Source organism: Burkholderia diffusa (genome assembly GCF_001718315.1).
In the GTDB taxonomy this organism is placed as follows: Bacteria; Pseudomonadota; Gammaproteobacteria; order Burkholderiales; family Burkholderiaceae; genus Burkholderia; species Burkholderia diffusa_B.
The window spans coordinates 2,604,921-2,622,453 of the sequence record NZ_CP013362.1; the positions used below are offsets into that span (position 1 = coordinate 2,604,921).

Genomic DNA, 17,533 nt, shown 5'->3' on the forward strand with positions numbered 1-17,533 from the left:
GTTACTTGGTCGTATAGCCGCCGTTGATCAGGATCGTCTGGCCGGTGATCCACCAGCCGTCGGTCACGAGATGGCGGATGAACGGCACGACGTCCTCGATGTCGGTGAGGCCGGTCTTGCTGAACGGCGAGAGCGCTGCCGCCGTCTTGTGGTACGCGACCGCGTCGGCGCCTTCGGCCGGGTAGAAGAACGGCGTATCCATCGGGCCCGGCCCGACCGCCGTCACCGAGATGCCGCGCGCGCCGTATTCTTTCGACGCCGCGCGCGTGAAGTGCTCGACCGGCGCCTTCGATCCCTCGTAGGCCGCGTAGAACGGCGTGAACGCGCCGAGCAGCGACGTCACGAGCGTGACGAGCTTGCCGTGATCCTCGAGGTGCCGCCCCGCTTCCTTGATGAAGAAGAATGCCGACTTGCTGTTCACCGCGAACATCTCGTCGTATTCGGCTTCTGAGATTTCGGTGAACGGCTTCTTCAACACCTTGCCGACGGTATTGATCGCGATGTCGATCTTGCCGAAGCGCTGCTTCGCGTCGCCGAACAGCTTCTCGACCGCGGCGGCCGTCGTCAGGTCGACCTGGAACGTCGCGGCTTGCGCGCCGGCCGCGCGCACGGCGGCGGCCGTCTCTTCGGCCTGCGCCTGCGACGCCGCGCTGTTGTAGTGAATCGCCACCGCCTTCGCGCCGTGGCCGGCCAGATCCCGGGCGATCAGCCCGCCGAGATTCTTGGCGCCGCCTGCGATCAGGACGACCTTGTCTGCGAGCGTGTGAGTAGCCACGGTTGACTCCTTTTTACGATGAATGAAGCTAGGAGTGTAGGCACGCGTGGCGCACCGGTCAGCCGTGCATGGCTGGATGGATTATCCAGAAAAGCGATCCAATCGGGCATCCGGAATGGTCAGCTACCCCACCGACGTGGGCGGCGAAATCTGCTCGACGCGACACATTGCACCGCATCGCCACCGCACGCACGCGCGTCAGCGTGCGTAAAGCGCTGCGTCGATCTTGCCGAGCAACCATTGCATGCCGGCCAGATGCTGCAGGTCGTGGCTGCACAGATAATGGACCAGACCGCGCACGGTCAGCGCGCCGTAGCCTTCGAACTCGCCGGTGCGCGCAAACTGCTCGGGCGTCAGGCGCGACACGAGCTCGAGCGTCTCGCGCCGCGCATCGCGAATCGCCGCGAGCACGTCGGACGCGTACGCGGCATCGTAGCGCTTGATCGCGAGCGCGTCGCCGTCGACCGACACGAGCAGCGGATGATCCTCATCGAGCATCCGCCTCAACCGCACGTGATAACCGTCGATCTCGATGTCACGCACGTGGCAGAGTTGCCCGAGCGGCGAGAAGTGCTCGCTCGGCATGCCACTCCAGTCATCGGGGATCCAGCGCGCATAGCCGTCCGGCACGGCGGCGAAATGGGCTTCGAGCTGGCGGGGAAAATCGGCGAGTGCATCGAGCGTCGTCGGATTCATGCGGCGAACTCCGTGTCGGAAGGCAACGGCGGCAGCCCTCGCACGGAGCTGCCGCCGCCGTGGCGCGACTTCACTCGGACACCGTCTTTCCGTGAAAAGGGAACGTGCGCCGCGTCGCGCGCGGCGCTTTGCAGCTTACCAGCGCGCACGGACTCGTGCCGGTGCCGGCGCGCCGCTTGATAGAATGCGCGCGCTATGGACCTCGAAAGCATTCTCTATACGCAGGGCTTCGGCTCGCGCCGCCAGTGCCGCGGCCTGATCGAAACGGGCCGCGTCACCGTCGCGGGCGCGAGCGCGACCGACCCCGACGCGTCGTTCGACACCGACGGCCTCGTGTTCACGGTCGACGACACCGCCTGGCCGTTCCACGCCCGCGCGTATCTCGCGCTCAACAAGCCGGCCGGCTACGAGTGCTCGCGCGAGCCGCAACACCACGCGAGCGTGTTCAGCCTGCTCCCCGCGCCGCTCGTCGCCCGCGGCGTGCAGTGCGTCGGCCGCCTGGACCAGGACACGACGGGCCTGCTGCTGCTGTCCGACGACGGCCAGTTCGTGCACGCGTACACGTCGCCGAAGCGCAAGGTGCCGAAAACCTACGTCGCGACCGTGCGCCACCCGCTCGACGACGCCCAACTGGACGCACTGCGCGCCGGGGTGCAGCTGCACGGCGAGCCGAAGCCGATCGCGGCGGTCGCCGCCGACGCGCGCGACACGCACGCGCTTGCGCTGACCGTCCTCGAAGGTAAATATCATCAGGTGAAACGCATGGTCGCCGCAGCCAGCAACCGCGTCGAGGCGCTGCACCGCGAGAGCATCGGCGGTTTCACGCTGCCGGACGACCTGGCGCCGGGCGCATGGCGCTGGCTCGGGGAAGACGACCTTTCAGCCCTGCGCAATCCCGTCAAAACCCTGTAAGGGAAAATCCGCACGATCGTTCGATGCTCGCCCGCGTCGCGGCCGCTCGTTCCCCCGCTATACTGAAATCACAAGCTGTACGAGCAGCGATGCAGGGGAGACATCATGCATATCAACCATTCTTTCGAACTGTCGTACGTGACAATCGCGTTCGCGATCATGGGTGCGATCGTGATCGGCGCCTTGCTGGCCACGATGCACATGAAGCACAAATATCACCCGAACCTGATCGGCGCGCTGATCGGTGCGTTGCTGTGCTTCCTGCTGATCGAGGCGTTACCGGCGCTGACCTGACACGCCGTGCGGCGCGAGCGTTTGAAGGAATTCATCTACGGTCGGATAGCGCAACGTCACGCACAATTCGGCCTTGAGCCGCGCATTGGACAGGCGCCGCGACTCGCGCATGAACGACAGGAGCGTCGGCTCGAGCCGATGCTCGGCGTCCGCGCGGCTGATCCGCGGCGGCAGCGGCAGGCCGAACACCTGCGCGACCCGGTCGAAATACTCTCCCATCCGCAGTTCGCTGTCGTCCGACGCGTGCACGGCGCGCGCCGGCTTGCCGCGTACGGCCGCGCGCCGCAGGATCGCCGCGAGGTCGTCCGCATGGATATGGTTCGTGTAGACGTCGTCGGCCGCGTCGAGCGCCGGCGTGCCGCGCTCGAGCCGCGCGAGCGGCAGCCGGTTCGCCGCGTAGATGCCGGGAATGCGCACGATGCGCGCGGACAGCACGCCGCGCACCGTCGCGGCCCGTAGCTGACGCTCGGCCGACACGCGCCGGTACGCGCGCGGATTCGCGGGGCGCAGCGGCTGCGTCTCGTCGATGCGCGCCCCGCCGCAATCGCCGTAGACGCCCGTCGTGCTGGCGTAGACGAGCGTCGGCGCGCGAAGGGCGTCGGGTACAATACGCGCTGCCCGCGCCGGCACGCCGGCCTGTCGGGTCGCGGCGCGCAACGTGCGGAGCCGGCCGACCGACGACACCGCCGGTGCGAATGATCGCCGCGCAGGCACGGACAATGCGGCGATCAGCGCGCGGGTGCGGCGATCGTCGCGGCCGTCGGATTGCGGCGGCGCGAGATGCAGGATCGTGCGGGCGAGCCCCGCGATACGTCCGAGCGTCGCCCGCCGATCGAGGTCGCCGACGATCGGCGTCGCGCCTGCCGCGCGCAATTCGTCGCAGCGGTCCGGATGGCTCGTCAGCGCGACGATGCGCAGGTTGCCGCGCGCGGCGCGCCATTGCGCGACGCAGCGCAGGCCGACGTCGCCGCAGCCGACGATCAGTGCGCGCGGCCGGCGCAGGATTCGAGTCGCGATCATGTTGGTTGCGAAATCAGTAGCCACCGTTGCGCGGCGCGCAACGGGTTTGCATTGTAGCTGCCGTGCCGACATGCACGGTCCCCACATTTTGTTCTATTTGGTTCTATGGCATTCAACGTTACTCTCAAGCAAAGCGGCCGGCAGTTCCAGGTCGAGTCGGACGAAACCGTGCTGGCGGCGGCGCTGCGCCAGAACGTCCATCTGCCGTACGGGTGCAAGAACGGCGCGTGCGGCTCCTGCAAGGGCCAGATCGTGTCGGGCCAGATCGAACAGGGTCCGCACGCCGCGTCGGCACTGTCCAACGACGAACGCACGCGCGGCCTCGCGCTGCTCTGCTGCTCGAAGGCGCAGTGCGACCTCGAGATCGACGTGCGCGAAATCGCCGGCGTCGACGGCGTGCAGGTGAAGAAGCTGCCGTGCCGGATCGCCGCGCTCGAACGCAAGGCGGACGACGTGATGGTCGTGAAGCTCCAGTTGCCCGCCAACGAACGCCTGCAATACCTCGCGGGCCAGTATGTCGAGTTCATCCTGAAGGATGGTTCGCGCCGCAGCTACTCGATGGCGAACGCGCCGCACGAGGAAGGTCCGATCGAGCTGCACATCCGCCACATGCCGGGCGGCAAGTTCACCGACCACGTGTTCGGCGCGATGAAAGAGCGCGACATCCTGCGCTTCGAAGGCCCGCTCGGCACGTTCTTCCTGCGCGAGGATTCCGACAAGCCGATCGTGCTGCTCGCGTCGGGCACCGGCTTCGCGCCGATCAAGGCGATCATCGAACACGTGAAGCACACGGGCATCACGCGCCCGATGACGCTGTATTGGGGCGCGCGTCGCAAGAAGGACATCTACCTCGGCGAGCTCGCCGAGCAATGGGCGCGCGAAATCCCGAACTTCAAGTACGTGCCGGTGTTGTCCGAGCCGGACGACGCAGACCAGTGGACGGGCCGCACCGGCTTCGTCCACCGCGCGGTGATCGAGGACCTGCCCGATCTGTCGGGCCACCAGGTGTACGCATGCGGCGCGCCGGTGATGGTCGAATCCGCGCAGCGCGACTTCACGCAGCACCACGCGCTGCCGGCCGACGAGTTCTACGCGGATTCGTTCACGAGCGCCGCCGATCTCGCGCATCCGGTCTGAGCACCGGGCGCGCCCGCGTCCCCTGCTGTCCGCCGCCGTGTCACATCCGTGGCATCGCGGCGGTTTACAGTGGGACGCGGGATGCCTTATGCTTGCGCACATGAACCGCTTCCTGTCCGCTCTCCGACGTCGCCGCTCGCCGCTCCGCCCGGATGCCGCCGGCTCGTCACGGACTCGCGCGTAACCCTCCTCCGCTTCACCGGTTACGCACAAGCTGTTCGACCTACCAGCCACGGCCTTCCGTGGCTTTTTTATTGCCCGTTTCCCTTTCAACGCCCGCTGGAGTCTGCTGCCATGCCCCTGAACGATTACCCGATCGACTCGCTGATGTACATCACGAACCGCCCCGACATCGTGTTTACGCACGGCAAGGGTTCGTGGCTCTACGATCACACGGGCAAGCGCTATCTGGACTTCATTCAGGGCTGGGCCGTCAACAGCCTCGGCCACTGCAACGACGGCATCGTCGAAGCGCTGAAGACGCAGGCCGAGAAACTTCTGAACCCGTCGCCGGCGTTCTACAACGAACCGATGGCGAAGCTCGCGGGTCTGCTCACGCAGCACAGCGTGTTCGACAAGGTGTTCTTCACGAACAGCGGCGCGGAAGCGAACGAAGGCGCGATCAAGCTCGCGCGCAAGTGGGGCCGCAAGTTCAAGAACGGCGCGTACGAGATCATCACGTTCGACCACAGCTTCCACGGCCGCACGCTCGCGACGATGTCGGCCAGCGGCAAGCCGGGCTGGGACACGATCTACGCACCGCAGGTGCCGGGATTCCCGAAGGCCGAACTGAACGACATCAACTCGGTCGAGAAGCTGATCACCGACAAGACCGTCGCGGTGATGCTCGAACCGATCCAGGGCGAAGGCGGCGTGATTCCGGCGACGCGTGAATTCATGCAGGCGCTGCGCGCGCTGACGAAGCAGCACGACCTGCTGCTGATCGTCGACGAAGTGCAGAGCGGCTGTGGCCGCGCGGGCACGCTGTTCGCGTATGAGTTGTCCGGCATCGAACCGGACATCATGACGCTCGCGAAGGGCATCGGCGGCGGGGCGCCGCTCGGCGCGCTGCTGTCGAAGGCCGACGTCGCAGTGTTCGAGGCCGGCGACCAGGGCGGCACGTACAACGGCAACCCGCTGATGACGGCGGTCGGCCATTCGGTGATCTCGCAACTCGTCGAACCCGGCTTCCTCGAAGGCGTGCGCGCGCGCGGCGAATACCTGAAGCGCAGGCTGCTCGAACTGTCGGAGGAGCGTGGCTTCGAGGGCGAGCGCGGCGAAGGGTTGCTGCGCGCGCTGCTGCTCGGCAAGGACATCGGCCCGCAAATCGTCGAGAAGGCGCGCGACATGCAGCCCGACGGCCTGCTGCTGAACGCGGCGCGCCCGAACCTGCTGCGCTTCATGCCCGCGCTGAACGTGACGACCGAGGAAATCGACCAGATGATGGCGATGCTGCGGTCGGTCCTCGACACGCTGTAGGAGCCCGCCGCGATGGATGCCGCCGCCGATGCTGTCGCTATCCGCCCGTTCGAACGCGCCGACACCGACGCCGTGCTCACAGTCTGGCGCGACGCGTTCCCGCAATACGACGAAGCCGGCGCGCCGCCGCACCGCGATCCGCTGCGATCGATCGAGCTGAAGCTCGCGACGCAGCCGGAACTGTTCTTCGTCGCGACCAGCGGCGCGCGGGTCGTCGGCACGCTGATGGCGGGTTTCGACGGACATCGCGGCTGGCTCTACTCGTTCGGCGTGTCGAACGATGCACGGCGACTCGGCATCGGCCGCGCGCTGATCGCGCATGCGGAACGCGCGCTCGCCGCGCGCGGCTGCCTGAAAGTCAATCTGCAGGTGCTGCCCGGCAACGACGACGCATGCCGCTTCTATGCGGCACTCGGCTATCGCGTCGAGGAACGCATCTCGTTCGGCAAGACGCTGCCGGCCGCCTGACGCCGCCGGCAGCCTCTCCATCAGCGCGTGATCGGCCCCGCGCCCGGCAGCGGATTGCCGAGCGCGTCGGTCGGCACGGCCTGCTGCTCGAACGCCGCGAAATACGCGGCCCACTGCGTATCGCTCACGCGCACGATCAGCGCGCCGTCCTGCCAGACGTCGTTGTGATCGTTGTGGTCGTCACCCGCGCGGTGCAGGTAGTTCGGGCCCGTCGAACCCTGGTTCATGTGCGTGTCGTGGATGCCGTTGCCTTCCGAATACGTGCGGCCGAACACGACGACGTCGAGCCCCTGCGACTGCGCGGCGTTGACTAGCCGCAGCAGCGACGGGATCGGCTCCGCGTTCTCTGTGCCGTCCATCACCGCGCTGGCGCGCCATGCGCCCGTCTCGTTCAGGATGTCGCTGCGCAGATAGTCGAGCGCGGGCAGCGCGGTGTGCCCGGTGAGATCGGTGTAGCCTTCGGCCGCGGCCGCGAGCGTCGCCATGACCGGATGATGGAAATCGTAGACGAGCTTGTAGTTCAGCAGGTCGTCCGCGTCGTTGGTGCCGACGTTGATCGCGACGTCCCAGTCGCCGGTCGGCAATGCGAGCGTCAGGTGAATGTGATACTGGATCTCGTTGCCGTGCGGCGAGCCCTTCAGCCGCGCCACCGACGTCACCTTCGCCTTCACGAAACCGTAGTCCAGACTCATGCGTGCCCTCCGTGTCCCGATGGATCGACCATGCTACGCAACCCGCGTGTCGGTTTGCGGACGGCCGGTTGCGGACGGCCGGTCGCGGACGGCCGGTCGCGGACAGTCTGCCACCAAGTCCCGGGTCGCATGGTCGGCGTCACCGCCGAATGAATGGAGTCGCATCCGCACGCACAGTTCGTCGCCGCGCGCGCCGCGCGAAAAAAAAGCTGTCACGGCATCCCGTGACAGCTTTTCGAAAGCCCTTGCGCGGCACGCCGGCACCCGCCGCCGCGCCGCACCGGCCCGCTCATTCACCCAGATACGCGGCCCGCACCTTCGGATCGTCGAGCATCTGCTTCGCGTCGCCTTCCATCGTGACCGTGCCCGAGTCCATCACGTAACCACGATCGGCTGCCTGCAGCGCGAGGCGCGCGTTCTGCTCGACCAGCAGCACCGTGATGCCCTCCTTCGAGATCTCGCGCACCACTTCGAAGATCTTCTCGACCATGATCGGCGACAGGCCCATCGACGGCTCGTCGAGCAGCAGCAGCTTCGGCTTCGACAGGATCGCACGCGACATCGCCAGCATCTGCTGCTCGCCGCCCGACAGCGTGCCCGCAAGCTGCGTCGCACGCTCCTTCAGGCGCGGGAAGAAGGCGAACATCCGGTCGACGTCCTTCTTGATCTGCTCCTTGTCGTTGCGCAGATACGCGCCCATCTGCATGTTCTCGATGATCGACATCCGCGCGAAGATCCCGCGGCCTTCCGGCACCATCGCGAGGCCGCGCTTGAGCAGCTCGTGCGACGGCACGCCCTTGATCGACTTGCCGTCGTACTCGATGTCGCCCGCGGAGTACGGCTTCAGGCCCGTGATGGCCTTCATCGTCGTGGTCTTGCCGGCACCGTTCGCGCCGATCAGCGTCACGAGTTCGCCCTGGCGGACTTCCATGTCAACACCCTTGACGGCCTGGATGCCGCCGTAGTTGACCTGCAAGCCCTTGATTTTCAACATTGCCGCTGCCATCAGTGCACCCCTGCGCCGAGATATGCCTCAATCACCTTCGGATTCTTCTGCACGTCCTGCGGCAGACCCTCGGCGATCACCTTGCCGTAATCGAGCACCGTCATCCGGTTGCACAATCCCATCACGAGCTTCACGTCGTGCTCGATCAGCAGAATCGTGCGGCCGTCCGAGCGGATCTTGTCGAGCAGGCGCGTGAGTTCGACCTTCTCGGTCGCGTTCATCCCGGCCGCCGGCTCGTCGAGCGCGAGCAGCTTCGGGTCGGTCGCCAGCGCGCGGGCGATTTCCAGCCGGCGCTGGTGACCGTACGACAGGTTGCGCGACGTGTAGTCCGCGTACTGCAGCACGCCCACGTATTCGAGCAGCTCGATCGCGCGCTCCTTGATCTCGCGCTCTTCCTGGCGTTCGGCCGGCGTCTGGAACACCGCGCCCAGCAGCCCGTGCTTGGTCCGCACGTGGCGGCCCACCATCACGTTCTCGAGTGCGGTCATCCCGCCGAACAGGCGAATGTTCTGGAACGTGCGCGCGATGCCCGTCTTCGCGACCTGGTGCACCGCGGTCGGCTTGTATTCCGTGCCGTCGAGCTTGAACTCGCCGGAGTCCGGCGTGTAAAGACCCGTGATCACGTTGAAGAACGTCGTCTTGCCGGCGCCGTTCGGGCCGATCAGGCCGTAGATTTCGCCTTCCTTGATCTCGAGGCCGACGTCGGACAGTGCCTGCAAGCCGCCGAAGCGCTTGTTCACGCCTTTGACGGACAGTCGGATTTGCTTGTCGCTCATGTGTGATATCCCCTTGTCCGTTGGTTAAGCGCGCACCGGCTTCTTGCTGTTGCGCTTCGCCAGTTTCGCGATCTTGTCCTCATGCTTCGGCGCCGGCCACAGGCCTTCCGAGCGATACAGCATGATGATCACCATCGCGAGGCCGTACAGCGCCTGACGGATCACTTCGGTATCGACGATGTCGTGACCGAACAGCGCATGCTGCAGCGGGCTCATCGTCGAGCGCAGGAATTCCGGGAAGATCGCGAGCAGCACCGCGCCGAGGATCACGCCGGGGATGTGGCCCATGCCGCCGAGCACCACGCAGGCGAGCACGACGATCGATTCCCAGAACGTGAACGACTCCGGCGACACGAAGCCCTGGAACGCACCGAACATCGCGCCCGACAGGCCGCCGAACGACGCGCCCATCGCGAACGCGAGCAGTTTCACGTTACGGGTGTTGATGCCCATCGCCTTCGCGGCGATTTCATCTTCGCGGATCGCCGCCCATGCACGGCCGATACGCGAGTGCTGCAGGCGCGTACAGACCCAGATCACCAGCAGCGCGCAAAGCACGAACAGGTAGTAGTACATGTAGACCGACGGCAGCTGGAAGCCGAAGATCGAATGCGTCTGCGACAGGTTGAAGCCGCCGACGTGCACCGGATCGATACCCGTGATCCCCTTCGGGCCGTTGGTGATGTTCACCGGACGGTCGAGGTTGTTCATGAAGATCCGCACGATTTCGCCGAAGCCGAGCGTCACGATCGCCAGGTAGTCGCCGCGCAGGCGCAGCGTCGGCGCGCCCAGCAGGATCCCGAAGGTCGCGGCGAGCGCCATCGCGATCGGCACGATGATCAGGAACGGGATGTGCAGGCCGTTCGGCGCGAGCGCCGCGATCCACTCGAACTGCGAGGTCAGGTGCGGCGAGCTCAGCAGTGCCGCCGTGTACGCGCCCACCGCGTAGAACGCGATGTAGCCGAGGTCGAGCAGGCCGGCGAAGCCGACCACCACGTTCAGGCCGAGCGCGAGCATCACGTACAGCATCGCGAAGTCGAGCACGCGGACCCAGTAGTTGCCGCCCGCCGAGCCGATGATGATCGGCGCCGCGATCACGAAGGCCGCGGTCAGGATGCCGATGATGACCGTCTTGGCCGTGTTGCGCTCTTCGACGAGCGACGTCGAGGATTCGATCGGTTGAATGGATGTCATGTTGTTTGCTCCCCTTCCGTTACGCGCGGTCCGCGACACGTTCGCCCAGCAGGCCCGACGGACGGAACACCAGCACGATGATCAGCACGATGAATGCGAACACGTCCTGGTAGTTACTGCCGAATACGCCGCCCGTGAGGTTGCCGATGTAGCCCGCGCCGAGCTGCTCGATCAGGCCGAGCACCACGCCGCCGACCATCGCGCCGCCAAGGTTGCCGATCCCGCCGAGCACCGCCGCCGTGAACGCTTTCATGCCGGGGATGAAGCCCATGTAGAAGTGCACGTTGCCGTATTCGGACGCGATCATCACGCCGGCCAGCGCGGCGAGCGCGGAGCCGATCATGAACGTCGCCGAAATCACGAAGTTCGGGTTCACGCCCATCAGGCTCGCGGTGTTCGGGCTTTCGGCGATCGCACGCATCGCGCGGCCGAGCTTGGTCTTGTGCACGAGCAGCAGGAGGCCGGCCATCACGATGAACGCCACCGCGATGATCACGATTTCAGTCACCGAGATCACGGCGCCAGGCGTCGTGTCGGTCGCCTTGATCACGTTGATCGGATCGGTCGGCAGCAGTTGCGGGAACGGCAGCGGGTTGCGCGACCAGATGATCATCGCGGCCGTCTGCAGCAGGATCGACACGCCGATCGCGGTGATCAGCGGCGCAAGACGCGGCGCGCGGCGCAGCGGCCGGTACGCTACACGCTCGATCGTGTAGCCCACGCACGCGCAGACGACCGCCGCGATGCCAAGGCCGATCGTCAGCGTCGCGACGTTGCCGAGTCCGGGGAAGTGGTTCTGCAGCACGGTGATCGCCGACAGGGCGACCATCGCGCCGATCATCAGCACGTCGCCGTGCGCGAAGTTGATGATGCCGAGAATGCCGTACACCATCGTGTAACCCAACGCGATGATGGCGTACACACTGCCGAGCACCAGCCCGTTGAGGATCTGCTGGATGAAAATATCCATTTAAAGCTCCTTGGCCCATGCTGCCGGAGGACGTTGCGCCCCGCGGGTAAGCGAGGAATCGCGCCTTCTCGGCGACACTGCGGGTACTAGTCGATACCGGTAAGGGTGGATCGTCCCGGCGCGCGCCGCCCGGCCTGTACGGCCGGACTTGCCGCCGGAGCGGATACAGAAACGGCACCGCACTGTTCCGGTGCCATCGTGAGTCCCGTCGCTAAATCGTCACGACATCGAGGACGGTGTACTTGGCCTCCTTGAAGTCGTAGGGCAGCGTGCCGCAACGGCCGGTGTCCGGTTTCCCGAACGCCATGCCTTTTTCCGTCCGGGCCGGGGCGAATCCCGCCTCCGGGCAGATCAGGTTCCGCGCCGCGTCGCCCGCGGGCTCGACCACCTTGGCGGCGCACATGCCGTTGTCGCCAAGGGTTTGCGCTCCGATGCCGGACGCCGTCGCCTGCGCTGCAAGCGGGCCGTCCGCCGCCGCCCGCGCGGCGCCCGAACCGGCATCGCGAAGGTGGCGCCCGACTTTCGTCAGGACTGCGTCGGAATCCGTGAAACGAAGCAGACCGCCCGCCGCGACGCGATGGGTCGCGGCGACACGCTGTTTCGTCGAATCGAAATGAACGGGGATCAGTGACATCTGCACGTCGCCTGCGTTGCCCCGAAATCCGGGCGTCCGTCGCTCGACGCGCCCTGCCGTTGCCGCATCACGGTCCGCGGCTCGTTGCCGGGCAATCGGCATGCCCGTCGCCCGGTCGATGGCAGCGCTGCCGGCGCGTGCTGCCCGCCGTGCCGAATGCATGCCGATCTTCGAGCCCTGCGCGTTGATTTCCTCGATCGCCAAACGTGCCCCGTTGTCCCTATCACTGTCCCATTGCGCAATGCGGCACACCGACGGCACCGCACGACCGGTTCCGGCAGCACGCATGTCGCTGACTGCCGGTACCGCGCGTGCCGCAGCGTCCCTGCCCGCCTCGTCGTCGCTCTTTTTGCTGCAGCCGGCAAGCATTGCAACCGGTGCGGCGACGGACATGGCGTAAGCCGACTTCACATGCATCGAGTAGGTCTCCCGCGCCTTGCCAAAACCCGATTTCAAAGCCATTCCGGCCTGAAAACGGGCGCATTGTAACTCCATTTATAGGACGCCAATAATCCTGATTCGATGGGGTTTTCCTGCATTGCAACCAATTTTGAGAGACGGTTGAGCGCAATGATTGCAACTAGGTTGCACCATTGATGTGAATAATGGTTGCGATCTCATTTTCGCAGCGCAAAAAAAACGCGCCAGACGGCGCGCTTTGGGGCACTGCGGGTGCGATGCGGCAATCAGGCCGCAGGCGGCAGGTTCAGCCCGCGCGGCAGCGGAAACGACACGTTTTCCTCGATGCCGTCGAGCGCGCGGACATTGCGCACGCCGAGCTCACGCAACCGCGCGATCACGGCCTGGGCGAGCACTTCCGGCGCCGATGCGCCGGCCGTCACGCCGATGCGGCGCTTGCCGGCGACCCACGCCGGATCGATCTGATCGGGCGCATCGACCATGTACGCAGCCACGCCGCGCTTCTCGGCCACTTCGCGCAGACGGCTCGAATTCGAGCTGTTCGGGCTGCCGACCACGATCACGACGTCGCACTGCGGCGCCATGAACTTCACCGCATCCTGGCGGTTTTGCGTCGCGTAGCAGATGTCCTGCTTCTTCGGTTCGCGAATCTTCGGATACTTCGCCTTCAGCGCGCCGATGATCTCGGCGGCGTCGTCGACGGACAGCGTCGTCTGCGTGACGAGCGCGATGCGCTCGGGATCGGCGAGCTCGAGCTTCTGCACGTCCTCGACGCTTTCGACGAGATGCATGCCGCGCTCGACCTGCCCCATCGTGCCTTCGACTTCCGGGTGGCCCTTGTGGCCGATCATCACGATATCGACACCGTCCTGGCGCATCTTCGCCACTTCGACGTGCACCTTCGTGACGAGCGGGCAGGTTGCGTCGTAGATGCGCAACCCGCGCACGTCCGCCTCGTCGCGCACGGCCTTCGACACGCCGTGCGCGCTGAAGATCACGGTGTTGCCGGCCGGCACTTCCTCGAGTTCCTCGACGAAGATCGCGCCTTTCTTCTTCAGATCCTCGACCACGTACTTGTTGTGAACGATCTCGTGACGGACATAGATCGGCGCACCGTGCATCGCGATCGCGCGCTCGACGATCTCGATCGCGCGATCGACGCCCGCGCAGAAGCCACGCGGCTGGGCCAGCAGGATTTCGGCATCGGCGGCGACGGTCTGCCCGGACAGCGTATCGGTGGTGCTCATGATTACAGGATTCCGATGATTTTCACTTCGAACGTGAGCGCTTGGCCCGCGAGCGGATGATTGAAGTCGAACAGCGCAGAGGTTTCGCTGACTTCCTTCAGCACCCCTGCATAGCGGCCGCCGTCCGGCGCGTTGAACTCGATCAGGTCGCCCGGCGTGAAATCGTCGCCGACCATCCCGTTCTCGCGCAGCGTCGACAGCGTCACGCGCTGGAGCATGTCGGGATTGCGGGGACCGAACCCCTGCTCGGGCGTTAGCTGATAAGTCGAATGGTCACCCACCCTGAGCCCGATCAGAATCTGTTCCAGCGAGGGCGCCAGTTGCCCCGCGCCGAGCAGCAGCGTGGCGGGCTTGTCGGAGAAGGTGTTGACGATGTCGGCGCCGTCGGCCAATGCAAGCCTGTAATGCAGCGTCACATGGGAACCGGGCTTCACTTCGGATAGATCGATGATGCTCATGAATGACTCGTGTTCGTCGGCGCCCGAACTGGCCGAAAGGCCCGGCGCAAAGCCAATATTGTAAGTCACCTGAGCGCGCAAGGCTGAAAGTGCGACGACATCGCGCTCACGCCCGCCGCCAATGGAGTTCTGGATCATGCCGTCCCCCTGTCCCGCCGCCCCGGCGACCGAATGTCGCGACACAGTCGATGCGCCGATCTCCGCGGTCCGCCGCATCGATGCAGCCAGGCCGACGCGCAAGCGCCGCCCGCGAAACTGGAAATCCCATCTGCCGCGCGAGCGGCTGCTGGAACGCGGGCCGGCCGCGCTCACCGACGCGGAGCTGATCGCGCTGCTGCTCGGCACGGGCGGCGGCGGCCACGACGTGTTCGCCAGCGCCCGCGCGCTGCTCGCACGTTTCGGCGATTCGCTGCGCGACATGCTCGACGCGGAGCCCGACGCGTTCGCCATGCACCCGGGCATCGGCCCCGCTCGCTCGGCGGTGCTGATCGCGGTGACCGAGATCGTGCGGCGCGCGCTGATCGAGAAAGCCCGCGAGCGGATGCAGATCGGCTCGCCAGGCGCGGTCGAGGATTATCTGCGGCTCAGGATCGGCACGCGTGCGCACGAGGTTTTCGTCACGCTGTACCTGGACGCCCGTCACGGCCTGATTGACGTGGAAGAGAGCGCGCGCGGCTCGCTGACGCGGATGGTCGTCTATCCGCGCGAAATCGTGCGGCGCGCGCTCATGCTGAATGCCGCCGCGCTGATCATCGCGCACAACCATCCGTCCGGCGCGGTGCAGCCGAGCGCGGAGGATCGCCGCCTGACGCGCATGCTGCACGAAGCGCTCACGCTCGTCGACGCGAAGCTGCTCGATCACGTCGTCGTCGGCAGCGACGATACATTTTCGTTCGCGCGCGCCGGTTGGCTGTAGACTGTGGCCCGGCGACGCAACCTGCGGTCGCCGCAACGACGAAGCGAAATTGAGTTTGATTTTTCTGAGCTTTTTCTGCTAGAATCGTCGTCTGTCTTTTTTCCAACCAGTTCTAGCCATCGAAGGGCCTTGTCTGTAAAGGCTTCGGCGTTCTGAGTGCAGCCATGGATCACGTGGCGGTACGATGGAACCTTCATCGGCGATCGAACCCCGAATTTAGCGTATTAGGAGTGCTCTCATGGCACGCGTATGCCAAGTAACTGGGAAAGCGCCGATGAGCGGCAACAACGTTTCCCACGCAAACAACAAGACGAAGCGCCGCTTCCTGCCGAACCTGCAAAACCGCCGGTTCTGGGTGGAAAGCGAAAACCGCTGGGTGCGCCTGCGCGTCTCGAACGCCGGCCTGCGCCTGATCGACAAGAACGGCATCGATTCCGTGCTCGCTGACCTGCGCGCACGCGGCGAAGCCTAAGCCCAAGGAGCACAATCATGGCAAAAGGCGCACGCGACAAGATCAAGCTCGAGTCGACCGCTGGTACGGGTCACTTCTACACGACCACGAAGAACAAGCGCAACATGCCGGAAAAGATGGCGATCAAGAAGTTCGATCCCGTCGTCCGCAAGCATGTGGAATACAAAGAAACCAAGATCAAGTAATCTCCGGTTTCTGCAAGCCTGACGGCGACCGAAAAGCCCCGCACATGCGGGGCTTTTTGTTTTGCGCGCACGCACGGGCCCGACGCGGTATGCTCTCCCCTTTCCGCGGCCACGGCTGACGGAACGCACAAAAGCCAAAGCGTAACGATGGAGATGCAGCATGAAATTCGACGTGGCGATCGTCGGCAGCGGCCTGGCAGGGCTGTCGGTCGCACTCAACCTGGCCAGCACGCGACGTGTCGCGCTGATCGCGAAACGTTCGATGATGGAGGGGGCAAGCGATAACGCGCAAGGCGGCATCGCGGCCGTCCTCGATTCGGCGGACAGCATCGAGAACCACGTCGACGACACGCTCGTCGCCGGCGGCGGCCTATGCGACGAAGGCGCGACGCGCTACATCGTCGAGCACGGTCGCGAAGCGATCGAATGGCTGATTTCGCAGGGCGTGCCGTTCACGAAGGACGATGCGGCCGAACTCGGTTTCCATCTGACGCGCGAAGGCGGTCACAGTCACCGCCGAATCATCCATGCGGCCGACGCGACCGGACATGCGGTGCTCGCGACGCTGTCCGAGCGCGCGCGCCAGCATCCGAACATCACGTTCTTCGAAAACCACCATGCGATCGACCTGATCACGTCGGACCGGCTCGGACTACCCGGCCGCCGCTGTCACGGCCTGTATGCGCTCGACGTCGACAACGACCGCACGATCACGATCGAGGCACCGCACACGGTGCTCGCGACCGGCGGTGCCGGCAAGGTGTACCTCTACACGACGAACCCGGACACCGCGACGGGCGACGGCATCGCGATGGCGTGGCGCGCGGGCTGCCGCGTGTCGAACATGGAATTCATCCAGTTCCACCCGACCTGCCTGTTCCATCCGTACGCAAAATCGTTCCTGATTTCGGAAGCCGTGCGCGGAGAAGGCGGTCTGCTGAAGCTGCCGGACGGCACCCGCTTCATGCCCGCACACGATCCCCGCGCGGAACTCGCGCCGCGCGACATCGTCGCGCGCGCGATCGACTTCGAGATCAAGAAGCGCGGGATCGACTGCGTATATCTCGACATCAGCCACCAGCCGGAAGCATTCCTGCGCGAGCACTTCCCGACCATCCATGCACGCTGTCTCGAATTCGGCATCGACATCGCGAAGCAGCCGATTCCGGTCGTGCCGGCCGCGCACTACACGTGCGGCGGCGTCGTCACCGACCTCGCGGGACGCACCGATCTCGCGGGCCTGTATGCGGTCGGCGAAACGTCGTACACGGGGCTGCACGGCGCGAACCGGCTCGCGAGCAATTCGCTGCTCGAATGCCTCGTGATCGGCCGCGCGGCAGCCGAGGCAATCGAGTCGGCCGGCTTTGACGCCGAAACATCGGGCACGCTGCCCGCGTGGGACGAAAGCCGTGTGTCGGATGCGGACGAGGAAGTCGTCGTCGCGCACAACTGGGACGAACTGCGCCGGCTGATGTGGAACTACGTCGGCATCGTGCGTACCGACAAACGTCTCGAGCGCGCGAAGCACCGGTTGTCGCTGCTGCGCGACGAAATCCATGAGTACTACGCGAACTTCCGCGTCACGCGCGACCTGCTCGAACTGCGTAATCTCGTCGATGTCGCGACGCTGATCGTGAAGAGCGCGTACTCGCGCCGCGAAAGCCGCGGGCTGCACTACAGCCGCGACTGGCCGCACACGCTGCCGAAGGCGCTGCCGAGCGTGCTCACGCCCCGCTCGCGCCGCTGAGCGGCTCGCCCTGCCGGGGCTTGCGACCTACAAAA

Annotated in this window: 20 protein-coding genes; 9 read left to right on the plus strand and 11 right to left on the minus strand. The window is 65.6% G+C overall.

Annotation, left to right across the window (positions count from 1 at the left end; genetic code table 11):
* Position 1: 1 nt before the first annotated feature.
* Together WI26_RS12010 and WI26_RS12015 are read right to left on the minus strand one after the other, a co-directional pair.
* Positions 2–775: an SDR family oxidoreductase gene (locus WI26_RS12010; RefSeq protein ID WP_069226026.1), complete on the minus strand. Its 774-nt coding sequence runs from the start codon at positions 773–775 to the stop codon at positions 2–4.
* Between the two features lie 198 nt (positions 776–973).
* On the minus strand, positions 974–1,471 hold the full coding sequence (locus tag WI26_RS12015) for a DinB family protein (RefSeq protein WP_069226027.1): 498 nt from the start codon (positions 1,469–1,471) through the stop codon (positions 974–976).
* 195 nt (positions 1,472–1,666) lie between these two features.
* On the opposite strand from WI26_RS12015, the gene WI26_RS12020 reads away from it, so the two are divergent.
* A complete protein-coding gene (locus tag WI26_RS12020) occupies positions 1,667–2,383 on the plus strand; it encodes a pseudouridine synthase (protein WP_044845611.1) in 717 nt (238 codons plus the stop codon).
* Positions 2,384–2,488: 105 nt separating this feature from the next.
* The gene (locus WI26_RS12025) at positions 2,489–2,677 is read left to right on the plus strand and encodes a hypothetical protein (RefSeq protein ID WP_059468274.1); all 189 of its coding nucleotides are present in this window, start codon (positions 2,489–2,491) and stop codon (positions 2,675–2,677) included.
* On the opposite strand, the gene WI26_RS12030 is transcribed toward WI26_RS12025, so the two are convergent.
* Positions 2,660–3,697: an NAD-dependent epimerase/dehydratase family protein gene (locus WI26_RS12030; RefSeq protein ID WP_069226028.1), complete on the minus strand. Its 1,038-nt coding sequence runs from the start codon at positions 3,695–3,697 to the stop codon at positions 2,660–2,662. The two genes, WI26_RS12025 and WI26_RS12030, sit on opposite strands and share 18 nt — an antisense overlap.
* Positions 3,698–3,802: 105 nt before the next feature.
* Between WI26_RS12030 and WI26_RS12035 the strand changes: the two genes are divergently transcribed.
* The 3 genes from WI26_RS12035 to WI26_RS12045 all read left to right on the plus strand — a co-directional run bounded on the left by WI26_RS12035 (position 3,803) and on the right by WI26_RS12045 (position 6,781).
* Positions 3,803–4,834, plus strand: coding sequence for a CDP-6-deoxy-delta-3,4-glucoseen reductase (locus WI26_RS12035; RefSeq protein WP_059511713.1), 1,032 nt, complete (start codon positions 3,803–3,805; stop codon positions 4,832–4,834).
* Between the two features lie 294 nt (positions 4,835–5,128).
* A complete protein-coding gene (locus WI26_RS12040) occupies positions 5,129–6,313 on the plus strand; it encodes an acetylornithine transaminase (protein ID WP_069226029.1) in 1,185 nt (394 codons plus the stop codon).
* A 12-nt stretch (positions 6,314–6,325) separates the two neighbouring features.
* Entirely contained in the window at positions 6,326–6,781 is a 456-nt protein-coding gene (locus WI26_RS12045) for a GNAT family acetyltransferase (RefSeq protein WP_069226030.1), read from the plus strand.
* A gap of 20 nt (positions 6,782–6,801) precedes the next feature.
* Here the strand turns inward: WI26_RS12045 and WI26_RS12050 are convergent, their stop codons facing one another.
* From WI26_RS12050 to WI26_RS12085, 8 genes are all read right to left on the minus strand, one after another.
* Positions 6,802–7,473 carry a DUF2278 family protein gene (locus WI26_RS12050; RefSeq protein ID WP_069226031.1) on the minus strand — a complete coding sequence of 224 codons (672 nt, stop codon included), beginning with the start codon at positions 7,471–7,473 and terminating at the stop codon, positions 6,802–6,804.
* Positions 7,474–7,762: 289 nt separating this feature from the next.
* Positions 7,763–8,479: an ABC transporter ATP-binding protein gene (locus WI26_RS12055; RefSeq protein ID WP_059468280.1), complete on the minus strand. Its 717-nt coding sequence runs from the start codon at positions 8,477–8,479 to the stop codon at positions 7,763–7,765.
* A complete protein-coding gene (locus WI26_RS12060) occupies positions 8,479–9,255 on the minus strand; it encodes an ABC transporter ATP-binding protein (protein ID WP_011352945.1) in 777 nt (258 codons plus the stop codon). Before WI26_RS12060 ends, WI26_RS12055 begins: the two co-directional genes overlap by 1 nt.
* 24 nt (positions 9,256–9,279) lie before the next feature.
* Positions 9,280–10,449, minus strand: coding sequence for an ABC transporter permease subunit (locus WI26_RS12065; RefSeq protein WP_059468281.1), 1,170 nt, complete (start codon positions 10,447–10,449; stop codon positions 9,280–9,282).
* A gap of 19 nt (positions 10,450–10,468) precedes the next feature.
* Complete coding sequence (locus WI26_RS12070; RefSeq protein ID WP_059468282.1) at positions 10,469–11,419, minus strand: branched-chain amino acid ABC transporter permease; 951 nt, start codon at positions 11,417–11,419, stop codon at positions 10,469–10,471.
* Between the two features lie 211 nt (positions 11,420–11,630).
* Entirely contained in the window at positions 11,631–12,470 is an 840-nt protein-coding gene (locus WI26_RS12075; protein ID WP_081334259.1) for a branched-chain amino acid ABC transporter, read from the minus strand.
* A 269-nt stretch (positions 12,471–12,739) separates the two neighbouring features.
* Positions 12,740–13,720, minus strand: a complete 981-nt coding sequence (gene ispH / locus WI26_RS12080; RefSeq protein WP_006488968.1) for a 4-hydroxy-3-methylbut-2-enyl diphosphate reductase — start codon at positions 13,718–13,720, stop codon at positions 12,740–12,742.
* A gap of 2 nt (positions 13,721–13,722) precedes the next feature.
* Positions 13,723–14,178 carry an FKBP-type peptidyl-prolyl cis-trans isomerase gene (locus WI26_RS12085; protein ID WP_059468284.1) on the minus strand — a complete coding sequence of 152 codons (456 nt, stop codon included), beginning with the start codon at positions 14,176–14,178 and terminating at the stop codon, positions 13,723–13,725.
* A 136-nt stretch (positions 14,179–14,314) separates the two neighbouring features.
* Between WI26_RS12085 and radC the strand changes: the two genes are divergently transcribed.
* The 4 genes from radC to nadB all read left to right on the plus strand — a co-directional run bounded on the left by radC (position 14,315) and on the right by nadB (position 17,498).
* A complete protein-coding gene (radC, locus tag WI26_RS12090) occupies positions 14,315–15,094 on the plus strand; it encodes a RadC family protein (protein WP_059538605.1) in 780 nt (259 codons plus the stop codon).
* A gap of 238 nt (positions 15,095–15,332) precedes the next feature.
* A complete protein-coding gene (rpmB, locus tag WI26_RS12095; RefSeq protein ID WP_004186391.1) occupies positions 15,333–15,566 on the plus strand; it encodes a 50S ribosomal protein L28 in 234 nt (77 codons plus the stop codon).
* Positions 15,567–15,583: 17 nt separating this feature from the next.
* Positions 15,584–15,751: a 50S ribosomal protein L33 gene (rpmG, locus tag WI26_RS12100; RefSeq protein ID WP_006478046.1), complete on the plus strand. Its 168-nt coding sequence runs from the start codon at positions 15,584–15,586 to the stop codon at positions 15,749–15,751.
* Between the two features lie 160 nt (positions 15,752–15,911).
* On the plus strand, positions 15,912–17,498 hold the full coding sequence (nadB, locus tag WI26_RS12105) for an L-aspartate oxidase (RefSeq protein ID WP_069226033.1): 1,587 nt from the start codon (positions 15,912–15,914) through the stop codon (positions 17,496–17,498).
* Positions 17,499–17,533: the final 35 nt, after the last annotated feature.

Excerpts from the sequence above, each read along its gene's own strand:
- WI26_RS12015 (WP_069226027.1), bottom strand. The coding sequence starts at position 1,471 with ATGAATCCGACGACGCTCGATGCACTCGCCGATTTTCCCCGCCAGCTC.
- WI26_RS12020 (WP_044845611.1), top strand. The coding sequence starts at position 1,667 with ATGGACCTCGAAAGCATTCTCTATACGCAGGGCTTCGGCTCGCGCCGC.
- WI26_RS12025 (WP_059468274.1), top strand. The coding sequence starts at position 2,489 with ATGCATATCAACCATTCTTTCGAACTGTCGTACGTGACAATCGCGTTC.
- WI26_RS12030 (WP_069226028.1), bottom strand. The coding sequence starts at position 3,697 with ATGATCGCGACTCGAATCCTGCGCCGGCCGCGCGCACTGATCGTCGGC.
- WI26_RS12035 (WP_059511713.1), top strand. The coding sequence starts at position 3,803 with ATGGCATTCAACGTTACTCTCAAGCAAAGCGGCCGGCAGTTCCAGGTC.
- WI26_RS12040 (WP_069226029.1), top strand. The coding sequence starts at position 5,129 with ATGCCCCTGAACGATTACCCGATCGACTCGCTGATGTACATCACGAAC.
- WI26_RS12045 (WP_069226030.1), top strand. The coding sequence starts at position 6,326 with ATGGATGCCGCCGCCGATGCTGTCGCTATCCGCCCGTTCGAACGCGCC.
- WI26_RS12050 (WP_069226031.1), bottom strand. The coding sequence starts at position 7,473 with ATGAGTCTGGACTACGGTTTCGTGAAGGCGAAGGTGACGTCGGTGGCG.
- WI26_RS12055 (WP_059468280.1), bottom strand. The coding sequence starts at position 8,479 with ATGGCAGCGGCAATGTTGAAAATCAAGGGCTTGCAGGTCAACTACGGC.
- WI26_RS12060 (WP_011352945.1), bottom strand. The coding sequence starts at position 9,255 with ATGAGCGACAAGCAAATCCGACTGTCCGTCAAAGGCGTGAACAAGCGC.
- WI26_RS12065 (WP_059468281.1), bottom strand. The coding sequence starts at position 10,449 with ATGACATCCATTCAACCGATCGAATCCTCGACGTCGCTCGTCGAAGAG.
- WI26_RS12070 (WP_059468282.1), bottom strand. The coding sequence starts at position 11,419 with ATGGATATTTTCATCCAGCAGATCCTCAACGGGCTGGTGCTCGGCAGT.
- WI26_RS12075 (WP_081334259.1), bottom strand. The coding sequence starts at position 12,470 with ATGCATGTGAAGTCGGCTTACGCCATGTCCGTCGCCGCACCGGTTGCA.
- ispH (WP_006488968.1), bottom strand. The coding sequence starts at position 13,720 with ATGAGCACCACCGATACGCTGTCCGGGCAGACCGTCGCCGCCGATGCC.
- WI26_RS12085 (WP_059468284.1), bottom strand. The coding sequence starts at position 14,178 with ATGAGCATCATCGATCTATCCGAAGTGAAGCCCGGTTCCCATGTGACG.
- radC (WP_059538605.1), top strand. The coding sequence starts at position 14,315 with ATGCCGTCCCCCTGTCCCGCCGCCCCGGCGACCGAATGTCGCGACACA.
- rpmB (WP_004186391.1), top strand. The coding sequence starts at position 15,333 with ATGGCACGCGTATGCCAAGTAACTGGGAAAGCGCCGATGAGCGGCAAC.
- rpmG (WP_006478046.1), top strand. The coding sequence starts at position 15,584 with ATGGCAAAAGGCGCACGCGACAAGATCAAGCTCGAGTCGACCGCTGGT.
- nadB (WP_069226033.1), top strand. The coding sequence starts at position 15,912 with ATGAAATTCGACGTGGCGATCGTCGGCAGCGGCCTGGCAGGGCTGTCG.